Here is a 23221-nt window from a genome sequence, read left to right on the forward strand (position 1 = left end):
TTACTTAATAATCGTCACATATCTATACGTACTATTTTTTCCAACATAGCCATATCCATTTGTAGTTCTTGCTCTTGCATATACATTAAACGAATGCGCGCATGTCACTTTAGGATTAAAACTTCCTGTAATACTATGACTTCCTTTCCAGTTTCCTGGCGTAGCTATTGGATCGTACTTTTTATATACAATATTCTTCGAATCACCTTCGCCCCACCTTGCTGATAAGCTATAATCTAATAAGTTTCCTTCTTTATCATAGGCTTCAAAATCTATATCTAATGTATCATTTGGATTTTGAAGATTTACAATTCCACATGCACCAATTTCAGCATTTTTATATTTGACTGAATTGATACTTACTTCCGGAACATTATTATCAATATACATTGTCAAAATTTGCTCTGGGTTCGTTGCGCCAACTTCGGTTCCTGCATTGTTATAAAATTTCACTTTAAACTGATGCAATCCTGTATCCAATTTTGTAGAGTTGAACTGAAACAACAAATCATCAATCGAATAATCGACACCTGCGCTTGGCATTTTATAGAAATTACTACCATCTGGCGAAGCAGCTTCCAAAACATAATCGGAACCATCCCATTTATAATTATACCAAGAAGTCACAAACTCAGAAAATCCTCCTGAAGTTCCCTTTCTATGAAACACTTTGTACTTCTTTGCTCCTAATCCTGGCAATTGATCCATCTTTGTACGATTCCCAATTACATTCAATCTTCCTCCAAAAGCGGCATTTCTAGCATAAATAAAATAGTTTGATGCTGTGGTAGCACGTCCTGTTGCTGAGTTAATTTTTGTGGTTGGAATCAATCCTACACTTCCCATAATTGGTCCTAAATCTGCATTTGAAATAGATGGTTTTCTTGAGAAGTATAAGGTGTGTAACTTTGAGAAATCTCTAAAAAAGTTGGTTGGTGTATCATAATTTAGATTGGGTTTGTTTGAATGTACTCTAAAACCAAACTTTGTGTATGAACTAAACCACCACCATAATAAGTTTACTTTTAAATCTGTCAATCTAAATTTAAACTTCCAGATTCTATGTGGCGTTGCGGAATTTGGGGAAGTTCCGAAAGTACTTTTACATTCTGATTTTTGTACTTCATTCAACAAACCTGTCCATCGACCTGCTCCTTTATAATATTGTCTACCAATTTTATTAGGGTTGCCAGGATAATTTCCATAATTCACATCGTAATTTGGTGTAATCGCTTTATTTCTATTTCTATCAAACGTAAACCAAAAATAGTCTTCAGTTCCAGGATCGTTGTGTGTATCTTTTACAACATCTAATGCGACATACAAATATTTTGCATCATTCTTTGCAAGCATAAATCCGCCATCAAATTTCATTTGTTTTTCTTGTGCTCCAGACCAAACTGCATCTTCTAATTGATCGTCTAACGAAATGGGCGTTCCTGCCCAAGTTGATTTAATTGTTCCCATAATTTTCTCTAGTTTTTAGGTTATAATATTTCTTGGCACAAAACTACCTAGACATAAAAAACTGCGTAAGAGTCGAATACCTAATTCTTCTTAGGAAAAAGACTATGATATTTTAGGTGAAAAAATAGAAACATGGAGTTTTCCCCCTTAAAATAATTGACAGCGAACAAGTCAGAGCTTGTATTTTTTTAGTAATTTCACACAGAATACAACTCCTAATAAAAGCATGAATATTGAATTTTTCTCAGAACTCTATGAAGATGTAATTCCTGAAATTATCGTTGTTGACATCGATGAAAACTTACCAATAAAAGATTTATTTTCTAAACTTCATGATATTACAGGAATACCTCGTTATATCGAAATCGTAATGTTTGATGATAGCACTGAAAAAATAGCATGCAGTTATTCTTATAAAATTGATCGGGACTTGATAGGTTTTACGTCTATTGACGATTTAGACCAAAAAATTAAAGATTTTCCTAAAAATGGAACTAACGGTGAACTAAGTATCTATATAAACACAGACACTGGATTTGTCAATTAAACTTTATTACTCTAATTCTTTTTACAAATTATGAATATTGAATTTTACTTCCTTACTGGCTATGATGATGATGCAGAAGTTTTCGCAGATAATACAAACGAAAAAATACCAATAAAAGAAATATATAGTATTGATATTGATGAAAACGCTCCTATACGAGAACTTTTTTCTAAACTTCATGATATTACCAATATATCGCGATATAGAGAAGTTACATGGGATGGGAACGTAGAAAAAATAGCTTGTAAGTATTATTACAAGCATAAAAATGAATTTACTGATTTCAGCTTCGTTGAAGATTTAGATCGAAAAATAAAAGATTTCCCAAAGAACGGTTCTAATGGAGAATTAAGCTTGCATATGATCAACATTATTGCCTATGGTAACTAAATATACGTATCATAAGGATTTAGTTTTGCAACCTGTCATTAACAATTTACAACAAGGAAATACAATTGTTCTCGTAGAAAACTTTCCGTTAACTGATGTTGATCTTCAAACATTTATAAAACGTCTAGGAATTAGCATCAAAGAAATAAGAAATAATAACGGCAAAGATGTTTTTGATGTAAAAGTTTTTAAACAAAATGGTTTCTTTACTTCCATTGCAAATTCAAATTTAGCATTTCCGTTGCATACCGATGCCGCTGATTTTAAAGATATTCCAAATTGTGTTGGATTGTTATGTGTACAACCTTCACCTTTGCATCAAGGGAAAAGTAGGTTTGTATTTTTAGAAGAAATTCTAAAGCAATTATCAAAAGAAGAAATTCAAGAATTAACTACTAAAAAATGGAATTTTAGAGGACAATCGCGAAGTATTATCACTAACGAATCCAATCAGTATCAAATATGTTATGACAGAATAACAATGGAAACCTTTTCTAAATTAAATGATACCGAAAAACAATATCTCAGCAAACTCGATAAGATCTTTAATAGTAAAGTCGTAGAGTTCAAATTAAAAAAAGGAGACTTGATTCTCTTCCGAAACGATCTATTACTACACGGTCGTACAAAAATTGATTTAGATTCTGATAGGTTGCTTAAAAGAATCCGATTCGATTTAAAATAAAAACTTTCATTCAATCTAGACACACATCTTCTTTTTCGTGTCTTTTATCATAAAATAAACTACAAATTTCCACCTTTCATTACGAATTCTAGTTTAACGCTAACGAATTCTAAAAGCACTCCAAAAAAGCGTGAAGTTGCCACTACATTTGAAATGTAATTAAGAAACAAAGTCATCTTAATCGCATCAAAAAATAAATTTTAAAAACAAACATCAAATGTGGTACGATATAACAGCAACAAAAATGATTCAAAAGTATTTGAATATCTATTCGCAAATCAAAATGCAATTTGATGCAGAAGGAAAAATAAACAAAGTTGCCTTGTTTCAAGAAGGCAGATGGATTTCGAGTCCGACATTGGCAAAACGAATGCGCTTACAACATATTGCTTTGCCTGTACGACAAGAAGCATCCATTACACTAAAAAGATAAATTAGGTTGGTTAGTTGGGAAAAATCAACTTGGATCTTTTAGACGGCTGTCAAAAAAGTACTATCAAATGTATTGAAGAGTGGGTTTTCAAATGCAATGCTGATAGTAGATTCAATCCGAAAGCAGATTGAAATCATCCAAGTTGATTTTTAAATTAAACAACAAATCATCAAACATAACAACGTAAAGAAAAATTAAAAACAACACTTAAAATCACAACACTATGCAAACAAAAGCAATAAAAATGGCAACATTCATGGGACTTGTATTAACATTGGTTTTTGCATGTTCTCCACAAGAAAACACTGAGAATTTAACAGCAATGAACGAAAGCGAAACAGTAGCTTCAAAACAAGCAGTTGTGTTTATTGCAGGATATGACAAAGGAGAAAGCACGTATTATAAAGACGCTAAGCAACACTTTGAAGGTTTACACTATAAAATTGTTGACAATGCGTTTTCACTTCAAGAAATCATTGCATGGTTAAACAAAAATCATAACGAACAGGATTACAGCGAAATTCATATTGTAAACAAAGGAAATTCTAAAAAAGGATTATCACTCGAAACTACAATTCACGGTGAATTATTATCACAACAATCTTTATTGAACTGTTTGAAAGAAAATAAACTTCCAAAACTAAAAAGTGTATTAGCAGCAGATAGTAAATTGGTGTTTCACACTTCTGAATTAGGAAAAAACAAGCAATTATTACAAGTATTAAAGCAAACATTTACGGCAAATTATCAGCCAAAAGTATTTGCAACACAGCACGCGACGCTTTTTAATGGACAGTTTCAAAAGCATTATTTAGCAGATGTATTTTACGGATACTATCCAACTGCACAATCGCCTGGGAATATTGATTTATCAAAACAGTTTATTCGTAAATATCCTTTAGAAGATATCCATTGGTTAAATGCTATCAGAACTAAAGAAGAAGGCGAACCTGGAGAAGCTTTCTCATACAAATTCAACATTCCTGTGCGTTGGGAAATTGAATTCTCAGACGACGAAGACTTACCATCATTGGCAGATGCAAATGAAATTATGGATTGGATTGACGATAACGAAAAGTACAGCAACATTATTAAAGACATGGGAATTAAAGTAGAGTACTTTAGATGGAAAGCGTACAAATCTGGTCAAAAAGTAATCATTAAAGGAAAAACGACAGCGGTTTGTATTTTAAAACCTATGATGCAACGCAACAATCCATTATCGTATGTGCGTACCGAATTTGACAATCAGCGTTACTATACAAAACTATGATTGTTCATTTGAAAATGTGTCAATTTGTTGATCAACATGTTTTCGATACACTAACGTCACTTCGAGTGATTTTTCGAAAGGAAATGAAGAAAAATTGTATCGAGAAGTATTTAACCTTTACAGAATCAACACTCAAAAATATCATACCGAAATGTTCATATTGAGCGAAGTCGAAATGCAGTCAACATGTTTATTATACGGAGTAAACATTTGACTGTATTTTCAATTTTAATACTCAAAACGTCACTTCGAGTGATTTTCGATAGAAAATTGTATCGAGAAGTACTTTGCAATCAAAACTGTTCTCGATACAACAAATCAAAGATTTGCCACTCGAACTGACGTTTCGAGTTCTAAAAAAAATATCAAATCAACCACTAATTTTTAACCTATATTTGTCTTATGTACTTTTTAAAACCCAATACCATTTTAGTACTTCTTTGCTTGTTATGCTTCAATTTTGGTTCAGCTCAAGAAGAAAAAGAGCCTACGTTTGTATATCCAACTTTTAAAGTAAACAACAACTATTCTCTTTATGGAGATAAAGTAAAACTTAGAACAGCGCCAAATACAACTTCAGACGTTGTTACCTTACTTCGTATTTCAGATCAAGTTAAATTACTTGAAATCACAGACAAGTTTCATGAAATATCTGACACAAAAACGCCTTGGTGTAAAGTTGAATACAAAGGAAAAACTGGATATGTTTTAGAAAAATTTATGGCGCATGCTTATATAATTAATTCGGATACTGATTTCTATTTTCGTTTGATTGAAAAAGACAATCAAAATTATCTACTAATTAGAACATCGTATGGAGATGCTGAAATAGCATATCACGAAACCACTTTGCCTCTTTTTGAAAGCGCTATTTCATTTACTGTGGAAGACAACAAAGGGTTACAAAATGTGACAGACATACTCAAAATAAGTTATCATGGAGATTCTTGTGGCGCAGAAAACGGATCAACATATTTCTTTTTAACAGAAGATTATCAGTTGATTCATATTGCAAATCTTTCCGTAAGTGGCGATGGAGGATATTTTGATTCGGAAACCTTTACATTCACGACAAATGAACAAAACGGACAGCCTGTTATTGTATTCACAAAAGAATCAGGTGAAACTATAGATGAAGGTTCAGCATGGGTAGAATCAAAAACAATGACGCGTCAATATGAATGGAATGGCACGAAATTAGTACCAGAATTCTCTAAAGAGTTTTACAAACGTAAAAAATCAGACTAATATGAAAATTGCTTCAAGCGTAGCATTTCTTTTATTATTTATTGTTGCAGGAACTTGGTTTTCTACAGCGCAGAACGATCAATTGCGCGCTTATACTTTAAAAGATGGTTTGCCACAATCGCAAGTAAATGCAATTACGCAAGATGATTTGGGGTATTTGTGGATTGGAACACAAGGTGGCGGAATTGCACGTTTTGACGGAATCTCTTTTAAGGTTTGGAACGAAAAAAATGGTTTGGGTTCTAATTATATTCACGCACTTAAATTTCACAAAAATACCTTATTGGTAGGAACGCATCAAGGACTTTCTATTCGTGCTAAAAACACCTTCGATAAATACGAATCGCCACGTGTATACGACATTGAAATTGTAGATAATGAAGTTTTTTTAGGAACACGAAAAGGAATTTATAAGTATACGCTTACTGATAAAATACAACGTGTAGATTGTAATACTACGCTAAATTCAACTCAGATTAATGACATTTTGTTTGATGGAACACATTATTGGATTGCGTCGCGTCGTGGCTTGTGGAGAACAGATCGTCTAGCGGCAGATGGTAAGTTTCAGAAAATGTTTGATAGTGACTTTAAATCCATAGTACGCTATAAGGATCGAGTTATTGCCGCAAGTTTTACAGATGGTATTTTTTCATTTAAAAATAACGAACAAGGTTTTCAAGAAGTTTCTGAAATACGACAAATTAATAGCATCAATGTAATCAACTCAGATCAGTTATGGATTAATACCACAAATGCAGGAATTAAACGCATCAACCTGACTGATAATTTAGCAGAAAAATCTATTAGTAAACGCAATGGATTGTCAGTTTACAACATTAGAAATGTATTTAAAGATCGCCAAAATAATGTATGGATTGGCTCTTCTGGTGGTGGATTGTTTAAGTTTGAAAAGAACAATTTTAGACATTACACCAAAGACAATGGTTTAGTTGCAAATAGAATTTACGCGCTTCATTACACAAACGAAGCATTATGGGTTTCGACAGCAGAATCTGGTTTAACAAAAATTGATTCTACAGGAATTCATCAAGAAAAAGAAACTAGCAAATATCTGGACAAGAAAGTAAAAACATTGACCAACGATAACGAAGGTCGAATTTGGGCTGGAACCGAAGGAAAAGGAATTTATGTGTATCAAAAAAAAGTACGCGATACTATTATATACGACAGTTTGCTAGTAGATGAAGTTTCGTATAAAACGGAACAAATAGAAGATATTTATTCGGCAAGTATTACCACAGATATTGGCTTGCCTTCCGATTGGATTAGCGCTATAAAAATATACGGTTCATACATTTGGATTGCTACATATTCTGATGGAATTTCCCGTTTTCAGTACGATCATGAAAAGAAAAGAATATTCAATCTCAGAACTTTTGGAACGGAAGATGGCATTAAAGATGTTGGTATTCGCGATATAGCACGTGACGAAACTGGTCGTATTTGGTATTCGACACGTAAAGGTCATTTGGGATATATTAAAAATGATAAAGTCACGCACTTAACACATAAAGAAGTCACAGGAAGTGAAGTTTCTATCGGAACAATTCGCTTTCACAATTACGATATGTATTTAGGTACATTAGGGAAAGGAATTTGGTTTTCTACTTTATCAAAAGACTTAAAATTTGAGCAATTACAAGGAGAGAAAAAGTTGTATTCCAACAATATTTATCAACTCATTTTTGATGATAACGGCGTACTTTGGGCTGGAAGTGAACGTGGTGTTGATCAAATTACACTCAATAAGAAAAACGAAATTCAAAACGTAATTCACTACGGTCGCAATGATGGTTTTTTAGGAATTGAAACCTGTCACAATGCTACCACAAAAGACACAAAAGGAAACCTATGGTTTGGAACAATTGACGGATTAACTAAATACCAGCCTTCTACAGGAATACAACAAAGTTCAAAACCGCAAATACATTTTGAAGAGGTTGAAGTTGCCTATCAAAGTTTAGATTCAATCAACTTGCAAGATTGGACAAATTCAGACAAACAATTACAGCTTACAGAAGATGAAAATGATTTGGCTTTTCAGTTTCGTTCCGTAGATTTAGACAATCCGGAAGCGATTGTATATCGTTACAAATTTGACAATAACAAATGGAGTCCGTGGAATCAAGAAAGTAAAATTACTTTTGGCGATTTGGATTATGGCGATCATACTTTTTTGGCACAATCACGCAATAAAGATTGGTTGGAAAGTGATGCAATTGGTTTCAAGTTTCACGTCATTCAACCTTTATACAAAAAAACATGGTTTAAAAATATTTTATGGACGATTCTCGGTTTGATTATCGCTTTTATAATTTACAGTTATATCAAGCGTGTAAAAGCTAAAAACCGAGCCATTCGTGAGCGTTTGCAATTGGAAAATCATATGCTTTCGCTGGAACAAAAAGCGTTGCGCTTACAAATGAATCCACATTTTATTTTCAATGTGTTGAATGGGATTAAAGGCATGAGCCGAAACAACATCAATAAGATGGACAAAACGATCAATACCTTTGCAGTGCTGCTTCGTGAAACGTTGACAAATTCTAGAAAAGATACGATTTCACTAGATCAAGAAATTAAAACATTAAAAAATTACATAGAAGTTGAACGGTTGATGGCCAGTAAGGATTTTAGCTATGGAATTGATTTAAAATCTGATTTAGATCCTGAAGAAGTACTGATTCCGCCAATGTTGATTCAGCCTTTTGTAGAAAACGCCATTCGTCACGGAATCATGCCATTGCAACGACCTGGCGAATTGAAAGTAGCTTTTCAGACAGATGCTAATTTTTTGTATGCTACAATCACTGATAACGGAATTGGAATTCAGCAATCGCAAAAAAACAAACAAAGTACAGATCATCAATCGATGGCATTGCAAGTAACCAAGGAACGAATTGAATCATTAGCTGGTCGCAATACGCTAAAAATTGAAGATCTTTCTGAAAAAGATACTACCTTAGCAGGAACGAAGATTTCTTTTAAAATTCCATTAGAAACGGAGTTCTAAATTTTAAATGTTGAATGTGAAATTTTAAATGTAAAAGTTTTTCAGTGCTTTGCTCTTAGACTTACTTAGATTTTTAGATTACTTAGACGTCTCTTCGAGTGGTTTTTCGGAATAAAATGAAGAAAAATTGTATCGAGAAGTCCTTGAAAATCCAAAATAGTTTTTGAGACAAACAGATTGCCACAAATTTCTATGAAATTCTCGCAATGACGTATCTAAATGATTTTTGATTTTTATATTTACTAGAAGAAATTCCAATTTACCATTCCACAGGAATGATAAACACCAAATACCTAACACCTAATACCTTTTAAAAAACATGCTCACTACTGTTATTGTTGACGATATTCCAGCTGCTTTGCAAATGCTACAAGGCGATATTGAACGTTTACATCCTGAATTGAAAATTATCGGAACTGCACAAAGTGTTGTGGAAACCGCGAAGTTATTACGCAAACAACAACCCGATATTTTATTTTTAGACATTATGTTGGGCGATGGTTCTGGATTTGATGTGTTAGAGATTTTTCCGAATTTGACTTCTAAAATCATCTTTGTAACTGCTAGTGATGAGTTTGCTATTAGAGCCTTTAAATTTGCTGCGATTGATTATGTATTGAAACCATATTCGGAAGAAGAACTTACGGCTGCTATTGAAAAAGCCAAAGGACAAATTCACCCAAATAAAGAGCGTTTGGATATTTTAAAGGACACTTTGGCAGCGCCAAACGAAAAGCCTACAAAAATATCGCTTCACACCTTAGACAAGATTATTATTGTTAGTATGGATGAAATTATCCGTTGTGAATCTGACAGTAATAATACAATTTTCTACTTGCAAGACGGACAGAAAATTTTTGTAACTAAAACGCTGAAATATTTCTCAGATATGTTGAGTAATTATCAATTTTTGCGTGTCCATCAAAGTCATTTAGTCAATCTACAATTCATTAAAGCTTTTATTAAAACCGATGGTGGTTATTTATTATTGAAAGATAAAAGTACGGTTCCTGTTTCGGTTCGTAAAAAAGTGGAAGTGATGGATATTTTGAGTAGTATTCATCGGAAATGATTTTTCTTAGACCGCTGACGCTTTTAGATCGCTTACGCTGTTAGATATTAGATCGCTTCGCTTTTAGACTTGCTTAGATTTTTAGACTTTTTAGATTACTTAGATGTCTCTTCGAAGGACTTCTCAATACGATTTTCTTTATATTTCGACTGCGTTCAATATGATAGAAAATCACTCGAAGTGACGCTTTGATAATGAATCGTTATGACAAAGCACCTGTACTAATGATCTATTTCTACATCAAATCAAATAGCTATAAAAACCAGTATATCTACGAAAAACGCTCGCAATATTTACTTAACCAACAACAAATATGAAATAAAAGCTTACGCATTTACATTATATATTGTGTCTGATGAAGACTCTTATGACCTTTAAATAAATTAATTATTTAAATAGTATATAATATGAAAAGAAAGAGTCTTAAAAGTTTAAACTTAAGTAAAAAAACAATCTCAAATTTTAATGTAGATAAATTTGGAATTAAAGGTGGTAATACTGGTCCTGGATTCTGCCCTATTCAATCAGAAAGAGGAACACTTTGCGGAGAAGATTGTATCGTTAGTTATTGTGGCACTTGTCATTGTTATACCACTGACCCAGGTGAAATGGGACCTTGTACAGAATCAGAAAGATAGGTTTATCGTTTAAAAAAAATTAGAAACGTCATTGAGAAAGTTTTATAAAAATTCGTTGCAACCTGTATTATAGAAAAACAGATCACCTCGGTATACTTCCTCACAATGACGTTTCATATTTTACATTTTGGGTAATGATTTTTCTTTTTTCACCCATATATATAAATCATTAAAAATTTATAATATGAAAAAAAAGAATTTAAAAAGCTTAAGGCTAAAGAAACAGGTAATTTCTAAGATTAATCATCAAAATATTTTAGGAGGAATTCCTGGGAAACCACCAGCACAACCGATTGCTCGAAAAACTAAATTTACGGAATGCAGGGTTATATGTCCGTCACATCCTAGAGTATGTCCATAGTATAAAGAGGCTGTCTGAAAAGGCAGTCTTTTTTTCTTCACACCAAAACCCAACACCCAACACCTAACACCTAACACCTAATACCTAATACCTAACACCTAAAATCTAAGCCATTTAATTAGAATTTCTTATCTTCAAGAACATCAAAAAACGAATATTATGAAAATACTAATTATGCTCCTATTTCTAGGAATGGTCACGCTGGTTTCAGCACAAAATGAATATGAACCTTCTGAAACAAATCCGTATGGAATTAAAAATCCTAAAGCACCAGCACAGTTAGACGATTTTAAACCGATGATTGGCGAATGTGATTGTGAATCACAACGTAGAAACCCAGACGGAACTTGGGCAAAAGCCATAAAAATGACTTGGAAGTATAGCTATATTATGAACGGAATGGCAATTCAGGATCAAACATTGAAAGCAGATGGGAAACATTCGGGAAGCATCAGACAGTTTCATAAAGACAGTTTAAAATGGTATGTGCACTATTATGCCTCTGCCTCGCCTACTCCAACTTTGGGTTCTTGGGAAGGAAAGAAAACAGAAGATGGAAAAATTATACTCTACAAACCACAAAAAGCACCAAATGGTACGGATGGCTTTTCACGTTTGACTTTTTATGATATTACCGACAAAGGTTACAAATGGATTGGCGAATGGGTAGATCCAAAAGAGACCATTAACTTTCCTTTTTGGAAGATTTCTTGTGTGAAGCGTGAGGAGTAGGTTTTGAGGTTTAGGTTAAAAGAACTACTTCTCTATACTCAATATTATTTCTTGGCTTGTTTGTTGGCACGAGTTCGGAAACTCGCGCTAGCGAGGGTTTGTTCCATTATTTATTGATTCTTAATTATACTTTATGTACACACAACAGAAACTTCTACTTAAAGCTACTGTTATTTTAGATAAAGATAAATCACTAACTTTTTCCAACTTTACGGTTTTCCACAATCACCATCATAATTCACAAACAATCTTCTCATTCTTCTTAAAACACAACTGAAAACAAAGTCGTTACACATAAATAAATGTTAATTTCTTTAAGAATCTAGCTAAAATGTTTAATCTTTCACTATATTCGTTAAACAAAATAACCATTTAATCGCACATCATGAAGTCATTTTTACTTAAATTTCTATCACTTTCCTTTATCGCATTGCTTTCATTTAAAGCTGGTGACACACAAAAGTTTCAAGGAAAAGCCTATTATTTTTCAAAATCGAAAATGCAATTAGGAAGTTGGGGCGCAAAACTCAGCGAAGCACAAAAGAAAGATGTAGCAGCACGTTTGAAGAACCGATTACAGAAAACCTATGTGTTGAGCTTTGATAAAGTAGCTTCGGTTTTTAAAGAAGAAGATAAGTTAGATGCAATTTCTGGAGCAACAGATACTTGGGGCGCAAATTTTACCAGAGGCGTACAATACAAGAATGTAAAAGATGTAACCTTGGTGCAAGCGCAGGAATTTTATGGGAAGAAGTTTTTGGTAAAAGATAAACTACACAAGATTGATTGGAAAATGGGGAAAGAAACGAAGCAAATTGGACAGTATACTTGTTTTAAAGCAACGGCTTCTATCTCTCAAGACGATTTGGCTTGGTATAATTTTTCATGGAGCGATTTGAGAAGAAAAGATGAAGATGGCGACGGAAAACCAGATGTTCCAATGGTTGAAGTGGAAGCTTGGTATTCATTACAAGTTCCTGTGAGTCATGGACCCGCAGAGTTTTGGGGATTACCAGGATTGATTTTAGAAGTAAGTGCTGGCGATACAACTATATTGTGTTCTAAAATTGTCATCAATCCGAAAGAAGAAATCAAGATTGAAGCGCCAAAAAGCGGAAAAGAAATCACAAAAGATAAGTACCAAGAAACCATCAAAGGGAAAATGCAAGAAATGATGAGTAATCGAGGCAGAAGAAGAGGTTAATTTTTTTTAGTTTAGTATTAAACTTTTACTTTAATATATAGTCTAAATAAGAAACTAACTAGAAAAACTAATGAAACAAATACTTTGTATTATCCTATTCTTTGCAGCAAACTGCACTTTTGCGCAAATTAAAATGGAAGGAGTTGTAAAAGATAGCCTCAATAAACCACTAGAACTAGCAAATGTAATTGCATTGAATAAGGAAAGTAATACCTTAGAATCATACGGAATTACAGATAAGTTTGGGAAGTACCGACTTAAATTAGCAAAGAATAGCAATTACAAAATTCAGGTAAGCTACATAGGTTTAAAGAATTTGGAACAAGAACTTTCTACCAAAGAAAGTGATATTACCAAAGACTTTATTATGAAAAGCGCCAACTCTTTAAAAGCAGTTGAGTTGACTTATGAAATGCCTGTAACTATTAAAGGAGATACACTTGTTTATAATGCCGACTCTTTTAAGAATGGTACCGAACGGAAGCTAGAAGATGTCTTAGAAAAGTTACCTGGCGTAGAAATCAATGAAGATGGTCAGATAGAAGTTGAAGGGAAAGTCGTCAATAAGTTGATGGTAAACGGAAAAGATTTTTTTGATGGAGATACCAAATTGGCTACAAAAAATATTCCTTCTAAAGCTGTAGATAAGATTCAAGTATTGCGTAATTATTCGGAAGTTGGTCAGTTGCGAAGCGTGACTAATAATCAAGATAGTGTTGCTATTAACATCAAACTGAAAGAAGGAAAAGAAAATTTCTGGTTTGGTAATGTGACCGCTGGTAGTGGATCGTCTCCCGATAATGAACTCTATTTGTTTCAACCCAAATTATTTTATTACAGTCCAAAGTACAGTATCAATTTTATTGGAGATTTGAATAATATTGGAGAAGTTGCCTTATCACGACGCGATATTCGAGGTTTTAGCGGTGGTTTTCGTCCGCCAAGTAGAAGTAGCGGAACTAATATTAATCTCGGTGATAATGGTTTGAACTTTTTGACGAATCAGAATAATGCCTTAGAAATAGAAAGTAAATTAGCGACAGGAAACTTTAGCTATTCTCCAAATAAAGCATTGGATTTAAGCGGATTTTTAATTTATAACAGTAGCCGAATTTTATCGAAAGAATCGAGTTTTGTACAGTATACGGATCCTGAATTAGGAATTCCTGATGAAGCCACCGAACAACGAAGCAGAGAACGCTCAGATCAAGTTGTAGCGAAATTGAGTGCTTCGTACAAACCAAACTTCAACAATCAATTAGATTATGACGTGATTGGTCGTGTTTCAAATGACACACAAAATCAAGGTGTATTTTCATCTGTAATAGGTACTACAAATCAAATTGATGAAGTAACTCCGTATAGTTTCAATCAGAATTTAAATTATTATTATACGTTGAATGAGAATAATATTTTTGCATTGGAAGCGCAGCATTTAATTAAGAATGAAGATCCTTTTTATAATGCAATTTTAGATAATGATACCGATAGTGCGTTTGATACAACGGCAGATGCTTTAGGTTTAGACACTACTACTTCACAATACAATCTTCGTCAAAACAGACGTATTAAATCCAATCAGTTTGATATGAAGTTGGATTATTATAATATTTTGAATGCGCGAAGTAATATCAATATTACTTTCGGAACTATTTTGAGCAATCAGCAATTCAACTCGAATTTGTTTCAGTTTTTAGGTCCTGGATTGACATTGAATCCTATTCCAACTTTTAATGATGGACGTGCTACAAATGATACAGAATACAATTTTAGTGATATCTATTTAGGTTTTCATTACCGTTTAAAAAGTGGGAAGTTCACCTTTACGCCAGGATTTTCAGTACATGCGTATGGAAATAAAAACAGTCAGTTTGGTGTAGAGTATAAAGATAATTTCTTTAGAGTTTTACCTGATTTTGAAACGCGAATTCAGTTTAAAAAGAGTGAAGCGTTGACCTTACGCTACCAAATGCGTAATCAGTTTACAGACGTAACTCGTTTGGCTGAAGGTTTGGTGATGAATAACTTTAATAGCTTCCAATTTGGAGAACCTGAGTTGCAAAATGCATTATCACACAATGTAAGTTTGATTTATACGAGTTTCAATCTCTTTAATTATACAAATGTATTTGCAAGAGCTTCGTATTCAAGTAATATTGATCAAATTCGTGGTTTGACAGATTTTGAAAGTGTTATTCGTACAAGTACATTTTTTAATTCGAGTTTTGCAGATGAAAATGTGAGTGTTTTTGGACGTGTACAACGTACTTTTGGAAAGATTCGCGCAACATTAAACGCTAGTTTTAATTATAGTAAAATCAATCAGTTTATTCAACAGCGACAATCGGTAAACGAAGGATTTACACAAACCTATACTCCTGCTATTCGTACAAACTTTAAAATTGCGCCAAATGTACAATTGCGTCATCGTTATAGCGTAACTGATAATACACAAGGTGGACGAAGTACGCAGTTTACAACCAACGCGACTACGTTTGATTTTGATGCATATATCTGGAAGCGAATTACGTTTAGAACAGATTACACCTATACAAATCAGGATTTAGGAAATGGCGAATCGCAATCATTCGAAACATGGAATGCGACACTTTCATACAGAAAGGACAGAGATGCAAAATGGGAATATGAAATTAAGGCTACAAACCTTTTAAACATTGATTCACAAGTACGAAACAGCGCGAATAATTTATCGGTTTTCAGTCAAGAAACTTTTATTCAACCACGATTTATTACGTTCCGATTTGTGTATACATTATAAGATATACTGAATATCATTGATGATTATTCAGAAAGAAATAAAAGATAATACGTTGTAGTATTGTTAGTTGAAAACCGAGTAACTTTTTGTTAAAATTTGTTGTTCGGTTTTTATTTGTTTTATACTTTAGAAAGTAACTGACTTAACAACGTTTTTACTTTTTGATTGGGTTCGAAAGGAATATATTTCTTTACTTTGGTGACAAACTCTTTTTTATCAGCTGGATCTATAAAGTTTAAAATAGAAACAGCGGCGTTTAAAAAATATTCTGATAGAATGATGCGTTCTTCAGTAGATAAATTTTCCGTATCTCTAATAATTATCCATACTCCTTCCAGTTGTTGTTTTAAGCCTAGTCTCATTTGTTTTATACCATTCATTCGGACTTGATATGTCTTATCATTTTTATCAAGTGTCTTCATAAATTCTCTGATCATAGGAATCATTTCCGCAGAAATATCTATAGCTGTTCCTTCTAAATGCATTAATTCAATTCCGAAATCATTTCCTTTTGCATAACCTGCCAAATATTTACTTAAAACTTCTCCTATGTTCTTTTGATAGTTCATCATATAAGGACCTTTCACATCTAAACTAATAGCTTCATCACGTAAAAAGCTCTTGTAATGATTACTAATTATCTTTTGAAATAACGCTTTTGTTTTTTCATTTTTTAAAGTAGGATAGGAATCTAAAGAAATTGTGTTTAAGTAGTTATTGAAGCTTTTATAATCTTCTATAGTCCATTCTTTATCTATTGAAGGCAATTTATTTTCTTGTGCGAATGCAGCTGTACAACATACTATTGAAACAATAAAACTTACTATTATAGACTTCATTTGTATTACTTTTGATTTACGAAACTACTCATTATTATTTTAGTATGAATAGAGGCATTTATTTTTTATAGAATTTACCTCGGCCCGTTCATATACAAATCAAAAAAGCGTTCGTCATCTATGTCAAATAATACGCCCCAAAAATGAGGTCCGCCATCACAACCTGTAACAGGATACCGTTTCCAATCATGATTGGTACGTTTAATTAATTCTTCTGGAAATGCATTGATATAAATATACTTTTTATCATTATAAATCAAGCCTACATATTGAAAGATACTTTCGTCAAAACTTGTAATTTTCAAGTCTTTAAAAGCGTCTTCTTCAGGTTCAAGCGTATATACTTTTTTAAAGTTTTTGTGTAATGTGTTTTTTTGGCTTTCGGATAGATTAAAAAATTGAGTAGCGCCTCTTGGAGAAGTTCGTGAACATTGTGAAACGAGTTTTTTCCCTAAACTATCTTTTAATGCAACAAACTGTTCTGGTGTGAATTGATAATTGGTTGTATCACATGATTGTATCATTAAGAAAACAAAAAGCAGATAAAAAATTCCTATTTTCAAACCTTTTATCATACAATCAGTTTTCTCTTTTGTAATTATTAAAATTGATTCCGCCTGTTTCAAAATATAGCCAATCGGAAGACTTCAATAAGTGTATATTTTTAGTTGCAATACTTTTATGAGCTTCTATATGATTTTTGTGTGTTCCTGAAGAAATGTTATGTTTTTTTCCATCAATTTCCAGCTCAATAGCAATTGACCCTACTTTTACAGCAATAGTTGGATCGTATTTCATAGTTGAAAGCGCTACTTTGAACTTTTGAAGCTGTGTATTTGTCAAAGTAAAAGTTCCTGAATTATTGCTCATTTTCACAGCATTCAACTTATCTAAATCGACAAATGAACCCAAAGTAAGTACATCACTAATTTTTTCATTCACTTTTGCATCTGTACAACTTATAAGGATTACTAATAGTGACAGCATTGAGAGTTTTAATTTCATAAAAATTTACTTTTAGTTGGTTGCAGATGATTTTCGACTATCATTCTCTAGAACAATAGCTTACTATACTACAACGTAGTTTTTAGAAAAATAGTTCCAACCGTCAATATAACTTTCGGTAACTAACAGAGAATTGCAGTTGTTTTTATTTCTGTCCTTTAATTTTTACAATCTTGCAATAGTTGTGCTTCTACTCTTATACCGAGATCTTTCGCCCTAAGCAAGTCCAAACAATAATCGGGTTTGGCTAACATTTGTTTTATTTGTCCACGAATGTAAAAAGCGAAACCAAGCGTATTGTCAATTTCAATGGCAGTATTACAATCAGATAATGCAGACAAGAGCACAGCTTCTGATTTTTTAAATGACGATTTAGTTGGCAAATTCCAACGAATATTCATTGCCTGATTTTTGAAATTTCCATACATAGAAAACGAGCTGAATTTTATTTTTTCAACCGAACTCACTTTTGCAATTGCTCGGTATACGTATGCCAAAGGATAGTTTTTGTTAATTGCTATACTTTTATCAAAATCGTTTAGCGCACGTTTATATTTCTTTTTTGTCACATAAATATAACCTCTCATGTTATAGTATGCTTCTGTATTGAATCCATCAATAACAGGCGCTAATTTTAATCCTTCTTCTATTGCAGTGAATGCTTCATCAAAATTTCCTAAATAAACTTCACATTCAGACATGCTAAGATATATGGTCGCTAATGATCCATTATAATAACTGTTAATTCTTTCGCTTGATGCGCCTGAAAACCTTGGATTTACTTTTATTTCTTCTCTAATATTTTCTTTGTGCTCTAATGACCGTTTGTAATAGTTAAGCGCTTTTTCATATTCATTTAGAACCAAATACGTATTTCCTTTAAATGACAACATCATTGCATTATCTGGGAACTTTTCAAGTCCAACATCATAGATGTCAAATGCTTTTTGATACTCTTTTAGATTATAATAACCAACACCTCTTTGAAAATAATAACTAGGTTTTGATGCATCGCAAATATCTTGCATGGCATTATTTACTTGTGTTAGTATTGCTTTATCATTGATTTTACCTTCTTCAATTAATGATTTCAGTGTTGAATAGTCGGCGCAAGAAGCATCAAGGTCTTCTAATCCGTAATATGACAAGGCTCTGTTTACATAGGATGCATAATCATTTTTATTTAAAGAAATCGCTTTTGAATAATCGTCTACTGCTTTTTGATGTTCTTGCATTAACTCAAATATTGCAGCTCGTACGGTATATAATATATATTGATTACTGTCTTTTTTAATTGCTTCATTGATATCTGTAAAAGCTTCTTCAAATCTTTTTTGATCATAATAAACACTTGCTCTATGATAGTAAGGATAATAGCTTTCGGGAGCTAACTCTATTGCTTTTGTTAAATCTGAAATAGCTAATGATGGATAGCCAGAATTTGAGTTGTAAATTCCACGTAAAATATAACTATCTACATTGTTGGGATCCATTTTTATAGCCTTGTTGTGATCACTCAACGCACCGAACTTATCACCAAGCATTTCTTTTAATTTTCCTCTATTAGAATACAGTAAAACATCATTTGGGTCTGTATCTACTGCTTTATTAAAATAATCAAGTGCTTCTTTGTTGTTTCCTCTTAAAGCAGAAATTCTACCAATATTTAAGTAACATCGAGCGCATTTTGGGTTTACCTCTAATGCATCCGTGTAGTATTTTTCACCAAGATCAAGGTTGTTTTTTGTAATATGCGCATACCCGAGCATGCGTAGCACATGTTCGTTCTTTGGATATTTCTTTAGTTCATTATCGAAATACTGGATCAATTCATCATTCTGTCCTATTGTCAGCAATGAGTCTGCAACTTTTTGATATGCTTCTTTTGATTGCCCAAAAGTAACTGAAATAAAAAAGGTGAGTACTATTGTTATTGTTGCTTTTATAAAATTATGTTTAGCAAATGTATATGTGGCGTTTTTATTCAAGGTTTCGCTTATTTTTCATAAATATAGACGAAACATAATTCCTATGCAATGAGTTTCTGACAACTACAGTAGAAAATAGAGTGTTTCCTTTTTTTTAATCTTTCAGAAAAGCAACCAATTGTTGTTTGATAAAATAGGTCCAACCGCCAATACAACTTTCGCGAGCAAACTCAGGAATTTCATCAGGAAAATCTTCTGTAACTGTTGTGGTTAAAGTAAGTTTCGTTTCATTGTTCTCTGTTGTCAATTCAAAACTTACAAACGAATCACCAGGCAAATCTTCATATTTCCAATTGTATACCAATTTCTGTTGTGGAATTACTTCTGTAACCATCCATAAGTGCATAAAATCTCGTGAAGGTGCTTTTACATTGAACTGCGTTTGAAAACCTACCTCAGCTTTGAAACTGGGAATAGTATCAAAGAACCATTCGCGCATTTGCGAAACATCAGTAATAGCTTTCCAAACCGTTTCTACAGATTGTGCAAACGTTTGTGAGACAATAATTGGTGGTTCAGTGGTTTTCATTGGTGTTAGGTGTTAGGTGTTAGGTAAAAGTAGTTATTTTTTATAATTTCAAAAATTGAGTATAAAAAAAGCGACCTTTTTTCAAAGATCGCTTTTCAATATATTGTATATGATATATTATTTTTTCGCCATTATATGACGTTCTCTTGCCAATAAAGTATTTTTTAACAACATGGCAATCGTCATTGGTCCTACTCCACCAGGAACCGGCGTAATGTGACTTACTTTTTTACTTACGTTTTCAAAATCTACATCACCAGTAATTCGATATCCACGTTTTCGAGTTTCATCTGGAACACGCGTAATTCCTACATCGATGATAATAGCATCGTCTTTTACCATTTCTGCTTTCAAGAAATTTGGTCGTCCTAAAGCAGTAATGATGATATCTGCTTGACAGGTAATTTGTGTAATGTTTTTAGTGTGACTGTGTGTTAACGTCACTGTAGAGTTTCCAGGAAAACCTCGTCTTCCCATTAATATACTCATTGGTCTTCCAACAATATGACTTCTTCCAATTACAACCGTGTGTTTTCCTTTGGTTTCTACATTATAACGTTCTAGTAATTCTAAGATTCCAAAAGGTGTAGCTGGAATAAATGTAGACATATCTAATGCCATTTTCCCAAAGTTCTCAGGATGAAATCCGTCAACATCTTTATTTGGGTTTACAGCCATTAATACTTTTTGGGTATTAATTTGTGGCGGTAATGGCAACTGAATAATGAATCCGTCAATATCATCATTATCATTCAATTCATGAATTTTTTTCAATAACTCAAGTTCTGAAGTCGTATTGGACATACGTACCAATGTAGATTCAAAGCCTATACGTTCGCAAGCACGGACTTTACTTCCTACGTATGTTAAACTCGCTCCATCATCTCCGACCAAAACGGCAGCCAAATGCGGCACTTTTTCTCCGCGATCTTTCATTTTCTGGACTTCTTCTGCTATTTCGTCCTTGATATCATTTGATACCTTTTTTCCATCTAATAAAATCATGTATAGTTGTGTTGTGTGTGTCTTGTTGGCTGTTGGCTGTTGGCTGTTGGCTGTTAATTTGTTTTTACAATCGTAATCAAAAATTTAAACTCGTAAACTTACAAATATTATTAGTCTATTCATTAGCTATGATACTTCCTAGTACCAAAAACCCAAGACCAAAAACCTTTTTAATTTCAAAACTAGCGTCCCATTCCTTTCATCATCTGCATCAGCTTTCTTCCGCCGCCGCCTTGCATCATCTTCATCATCTTACTCATTTGGTCAAACTGCTTAAGTAACTGATTCATTTCTTGTACCGAACGTCCAGCTCCTTTGGCAATACGTTTTTTACGACTTGCATTAATCATAGCTGGTTTTGAACGTTCTGATGGTGTCATAGAGTGAATTAACGCTTCAATATGTTTAAAAGCATCATCTTCAATTTCCATACCTTTCATTGCTTTGGAAGCTCCAGGAATCATGCCGACTAGGTCTTTCATGTTACCCATTTTCTTCACTTGCTGTATTTGCTTTAAGAAATCGTCAAAACCAAACTGGTTCTTTGCAATCTTCTTTTGTAGCTTTCTAGCTTCTTCTTCATCAAATTGCTCTTGTGCTCTTTCTACTAACGAAACAACATCTCCCATTCCAAGAATACGATCTGCCATACGTGAAGGATAAAAGACATCAATCGCTTCCATTTTTTCACCTGTACCAATAAACTTGATTGGTTTATTTACAACCGATTTAATAGAAATTGCTGCTCCACCACGTGTATCACCATCTAACTTTGTTAAAATAACTCCGTCAAAATTTAAGATATCATTAAAGGCTTTTGCTGTATTCACTGCATCCTGACCTGTCATAGAATCCACAACAAATAGTGTTTCTTGTGGTTCAATTGCTTTGTGAATATTTGCAATTTCGGTCATCATGGCTTCATCAACTGCCAAACGACCTGCGGTATCAATAATCACTACATTATGTCCATTTTGATTTGCATGCGCAATACCTGCTTTTGCAATAGCAACTGGATCATTATTTCCTTTATCAGAATACACGTCTACCTTTATCTGATCTCCTACTACATGTAACTGATCTATCGCCGCCGGACGATATACATCACAGGCAACTAATAAAGGCTTCTTTGTTTTTTTATTTTTTAAATAATTGGCAAGTTTTCCCGAAAACGTCGTTTTACCCGAACCTTGCAAACCAGACATCAAAATAATTGATGGTTTCCCCGATAAGTTGATTCCTGCTGCATCGCCACCCATTAACTCGGTAAGTTCGTCTTTAACGATCTTTACCATTAACTGTCCTGGTTGTAAAGTAGTCAGTACGTTTTGTCCTAAAGCTTTTTCTTTTACTCTTTTTGTAAAATCTTTTGCAATTTTAAAGTTCACATCGGCATCAAGTAATGCTCTACGCACTTCTTTCAACGTTTCCGCAACATTTACTTCTGTTATACTTCCATGTCCCTTAAGAACATGCATCGCTTTATCTAGCTTTTCACTTAAATTATTAAACATACGTTTGAATTCTTTTTTTGAGAAGTGGCAAAGATAGTGGAAACTTCTAAATTTTGAAAGTTTAAACGGACTGGTTATGCCATAGAAGTAGATTTGTTTTCTACCTTTTTACGGATTTATGAATTTCTTATGGCTTTTATTTCAAAAACTTAAAAAAATCATGCTTACACTGCAAAAAATTTAAACTAAAGTCAACTTTTACATTTAAAATTCAACATTTAGCATTTTACATTTACAAAGTATGTGGGTGTTCCCGTAGACGGTCAGGCTATCCACGTTACACGGTAACTCGCTCCTATCCTTAACACAAATCAAAACAAAATTCCGTTATGCTGAGTAAAATCTAAGTATCCATAGAACAAAACCCATGTGTATTCACTATTAAATTAAGCGTTTTTTTCTTAATTCTTTCGGTGTTTTCCCTAGTAAATTCAGATTCTTGTTTTTGAATATTTGCCCATAACATTTTAAAACA

At 33.1% G+C, this 23221-nt stretch carries 21 protein-coding genes; 13 read left to right on the forward strand and 8 right to left on the reverse strand.

Annotation, left to right across the window (positions count from 1 at the left end; all coding sequences use genetic code 11):
* Positions 1-1467, reverse strand: coding sequence for a hypothetical protein (locus ACRBBL_RS00400; protein ID WP_431367060.1), 1467 nt, complete (start codon positions 1465-1467; stop codon positions 1-3).
* Between the two features lie 178 nt (positions 1468-1645).
* Between ACRBBL_RS00400 and ACRBBL_RS00405 the strand changes: the two genes are divergently transcribed.
* From ACRBBL_RS00405 to ACRBBL_RS00465, 13 genes are all read left to right on the forward strand, one after another.
* Positions 1646-2014, forward strand: coding sequence for a hypothetical protein (locus tag ACRBBL_RS00405; protein ID WP_431367061.1), 369 nt, complete (start codon positions 1646-1648; stop codon positions 2012-2014).
* Positions 2015-2044: 30 nt separating this feature from the next.
* Positions 2045-2404: a hypothetical protein gene (locus ACRBBL_RS00410; protein ID WP_431367062.1), complete on the forward strand. Its 360-nt coding sequence runs from the start codon at positions 2045-2047 to the stop codon at positions 2402-2404.
* Complete coding sequence (locus tag ACRBBL_RS00415) at positions 2394-3089, forward strand: TauD/TfdA family dioxygenase (RefSeq protein ID WP_431367063.1); 696 nt, start codon at positions 2394-2396, stop codon at positions 3087-3089. Before ACRBBL_RS00410 ends, ACRBBL_RS00415 begins: the two co-directional genes overlap by 11 nt.
* A gap of 217 nt (positions 3090-3306) precedes the next feature.
* Positions 3307-3522, forward strand: a complete 216-nt coding sequence (locus tag ACRBBL_RS00420) for a hypothetical protein (protein ID WP_431367064.1) — start codon at positions 3307-3309, stop codon at positions 3520-3522.
* A 223-nt stretch (positions 3523-3745) separates the two neighbouring features.
* On the forward strand, positions 3746-4795 hold the full coding sequence (locus ACRBBL_RS00425) for a hypothetical protein (protein WP_431367065.1): 1050 nt from the start codon (positions 3746-3748) through the stop codon (positions 4793-4795).
* Between the two features lie 402 nt (positions 4796-5197).
* On the forward strand, positions 5198-6043 hold the full coding sequence (locus ACRBBL_RS00430; RefSeq protein ID WP_431367066.1) for an SH3 domain-containing protein: 846 nt from the start codon (positions 5198-5200) through the stop codon (positions 6041-6043).
* Position 6044: 1 nt separating this feature from the next.
* Complete coding sequence (locus tag ACRBBL_RS00435) at positions 6045-9080, forward strand: ligand-binding sensor domain-containing protein (protein WP_431367067.1); 3036 nt, start codon at positions 6045-6047, stop codon at positions 9078-9080.
* A 319-nt stretch (positions 9081-9399) separates the two neighbouring features.
* Complete coding sequence (locus ACRBBL_RS00440; protein WP_431367068.1) at positions 9400-10152, forward strand: LytR/AlgR family response regulator transcription factor; 753 nt, start codon at positions 9400-9402, stop codon at positions 10150-10152.
* 407 nt (positions 10153-10559) lie between these two features.
* A complete protein-coding gene (locus tag ACRBBL_RS00445) occupies positions 10560-10790 on the forward strand; it encodes a hypothetical protein (RefSeq protein WP_431367069.1) in 231 nt (76 codons plus the stop codon).
* Positions 10791-10974: 184 nt separating this feature from the next.
* Positions 10975-11151, forward strand: coding sequence for a hypothetical protein (locus ACRBBL_RS00450; RefSeq protein WP_431367070.1), 177 nt, complete (start codon positions 10975-10977; stop codon positions 11149-11151).
* A gap of 159 nt (positions 11152-11310) precedes the next feature.
* Positions 11311-11883: a hypothetical protein gene (locus ACRBBL_RS00455; protein ID WP_431367071.1), complete on the forward strand. Its 573-nt coding sequence runs from the start codon at positions 11311-11313 to the stop codon at positions 11881-11883.
* A 385-nt stretch (positions 11884-12268) separates the two neighbouring features.
* Positions 12269-13087 carry a GLPGLI family protein gene (locus tag ACRBBL_RS00460; protein ID WP_431367072.1) on the forward strand — a complete coding sequence of 273 codons (819 nt, stop codon included), beginning with the start codon at positions 12269-12271 and terminating at the stop codon, positions 13085-13087.
* Between the two features lie 70 nt (positions 13088-13157).
* Positions 13158-15866, forward strand: coding sequence for a carboxypeptidase-like regulatory domain-containing protein (locus ACRBBL_RS00465; protein ID WP_431367073.1), 2709 nt, complete (start codon positions 13158-13160; stop codon positions 15864-15866).
* 119 nt (positions 15867-15985) lie between these two features.
* Here the strand turns inward: ACRBBL_RS00465 and ACRBBL_RS00470 are convergent, their stop codons facing one another.
* The 7 genes from ACRBBL_RS00470 to ffh all read right to left on the reverse strand — a co-directional run bounded on the left by ACRBBL_RS00470 (position 15986) and on the right by ffh (position 22746).
* Positions 15986-16705 (reverse strand): hypothetical protein, encoded by a 720-nt coding sequence (locus ACRBBL_RS00470; RefSeq protein ID WP_431367074.1) that lies wholly within the window; start codon positions 16703-16705, stop codon positions 15986-15988.
* 74 nt (positions 16706-16779) lie between these two features.
* Positions 16780-17280, reverse strand: coding sequence for a hypothetical protein (locus ACRBBL_RS00475; protein WP_431367075.1), 501 nt, complete (start codon positions 17278-17280; stop codon positions 16780-16782).
* Between the two features lie 4 nt (positions 17281-17284).
* Positions 17285-17710 (reverse strand): hypothetical protein, encoded by a 426-nt coding sequence (locus tag ACRBBL_RS00480; protein ID WP_431367076.1) that lies wholly within the window; start codon positions 17708-17710, stop codon positions 17285-17287.
* 158 nt (positions 17711-17868) lie between these two features.
* Positions 17869-19698, reverse strand: coding sequence for a tetratricopeptide repeat protein (locus tag ACRBBL_RS00485; protein WP_431367077.1), 1830 nt, complete (start codon positions 19696-19698; stop codon positions 17869-17871).
* 94 nt (positions 19699-19792) lie between these two features.
* Positions 19793-20227 (reverse strand): SRPBCC family protein, encoded by a 435-nt coding sequence (locus tag ACRBBL_RS00490; RefSeq protein WP_431367078.1) that lies wholly within the window; start codon positions 20225-20227, stop codon positions 19793-19795.
* 117 nt (positions 20228-20344) lie between these two features.
* Complete coding sequence (locus ACRBBL_RS00495) at positions 20345-21232, reverse strand: bifunctional 5,10-methylenetetrahydrofolate dehydrogenase/5,10-methenyltetrahydrofolate cyclohydrolase (protein ID WP_431367079.1); 888 nt, start codon at positions 21230-21232, stop codon at positions 20345-20347.
* A 182-nt stretch (positions 21233-21414) separates the two neighbouring features.
* A complete protein-coding gene (gene ffh / locus ACRBBL_RS00500; protein ID WP_431367080.1) occupies positions 21415-22746 on the reverse strand; it encodes a signal recognition particle protein in 1332 nt (443 codons plus the stop codon).
* Positions 22747-23221: the final 475 nt, after the last annotated feature.

Origin of the sequence: Kordia sp. (genome assembly GCF_050633145.1) — a bacterium.
Classification (GTDB): Bacteria; Bacteroidota; Bacteroidia; order Flavobacteriales; family Flavobacteriaceae; genus Kordia.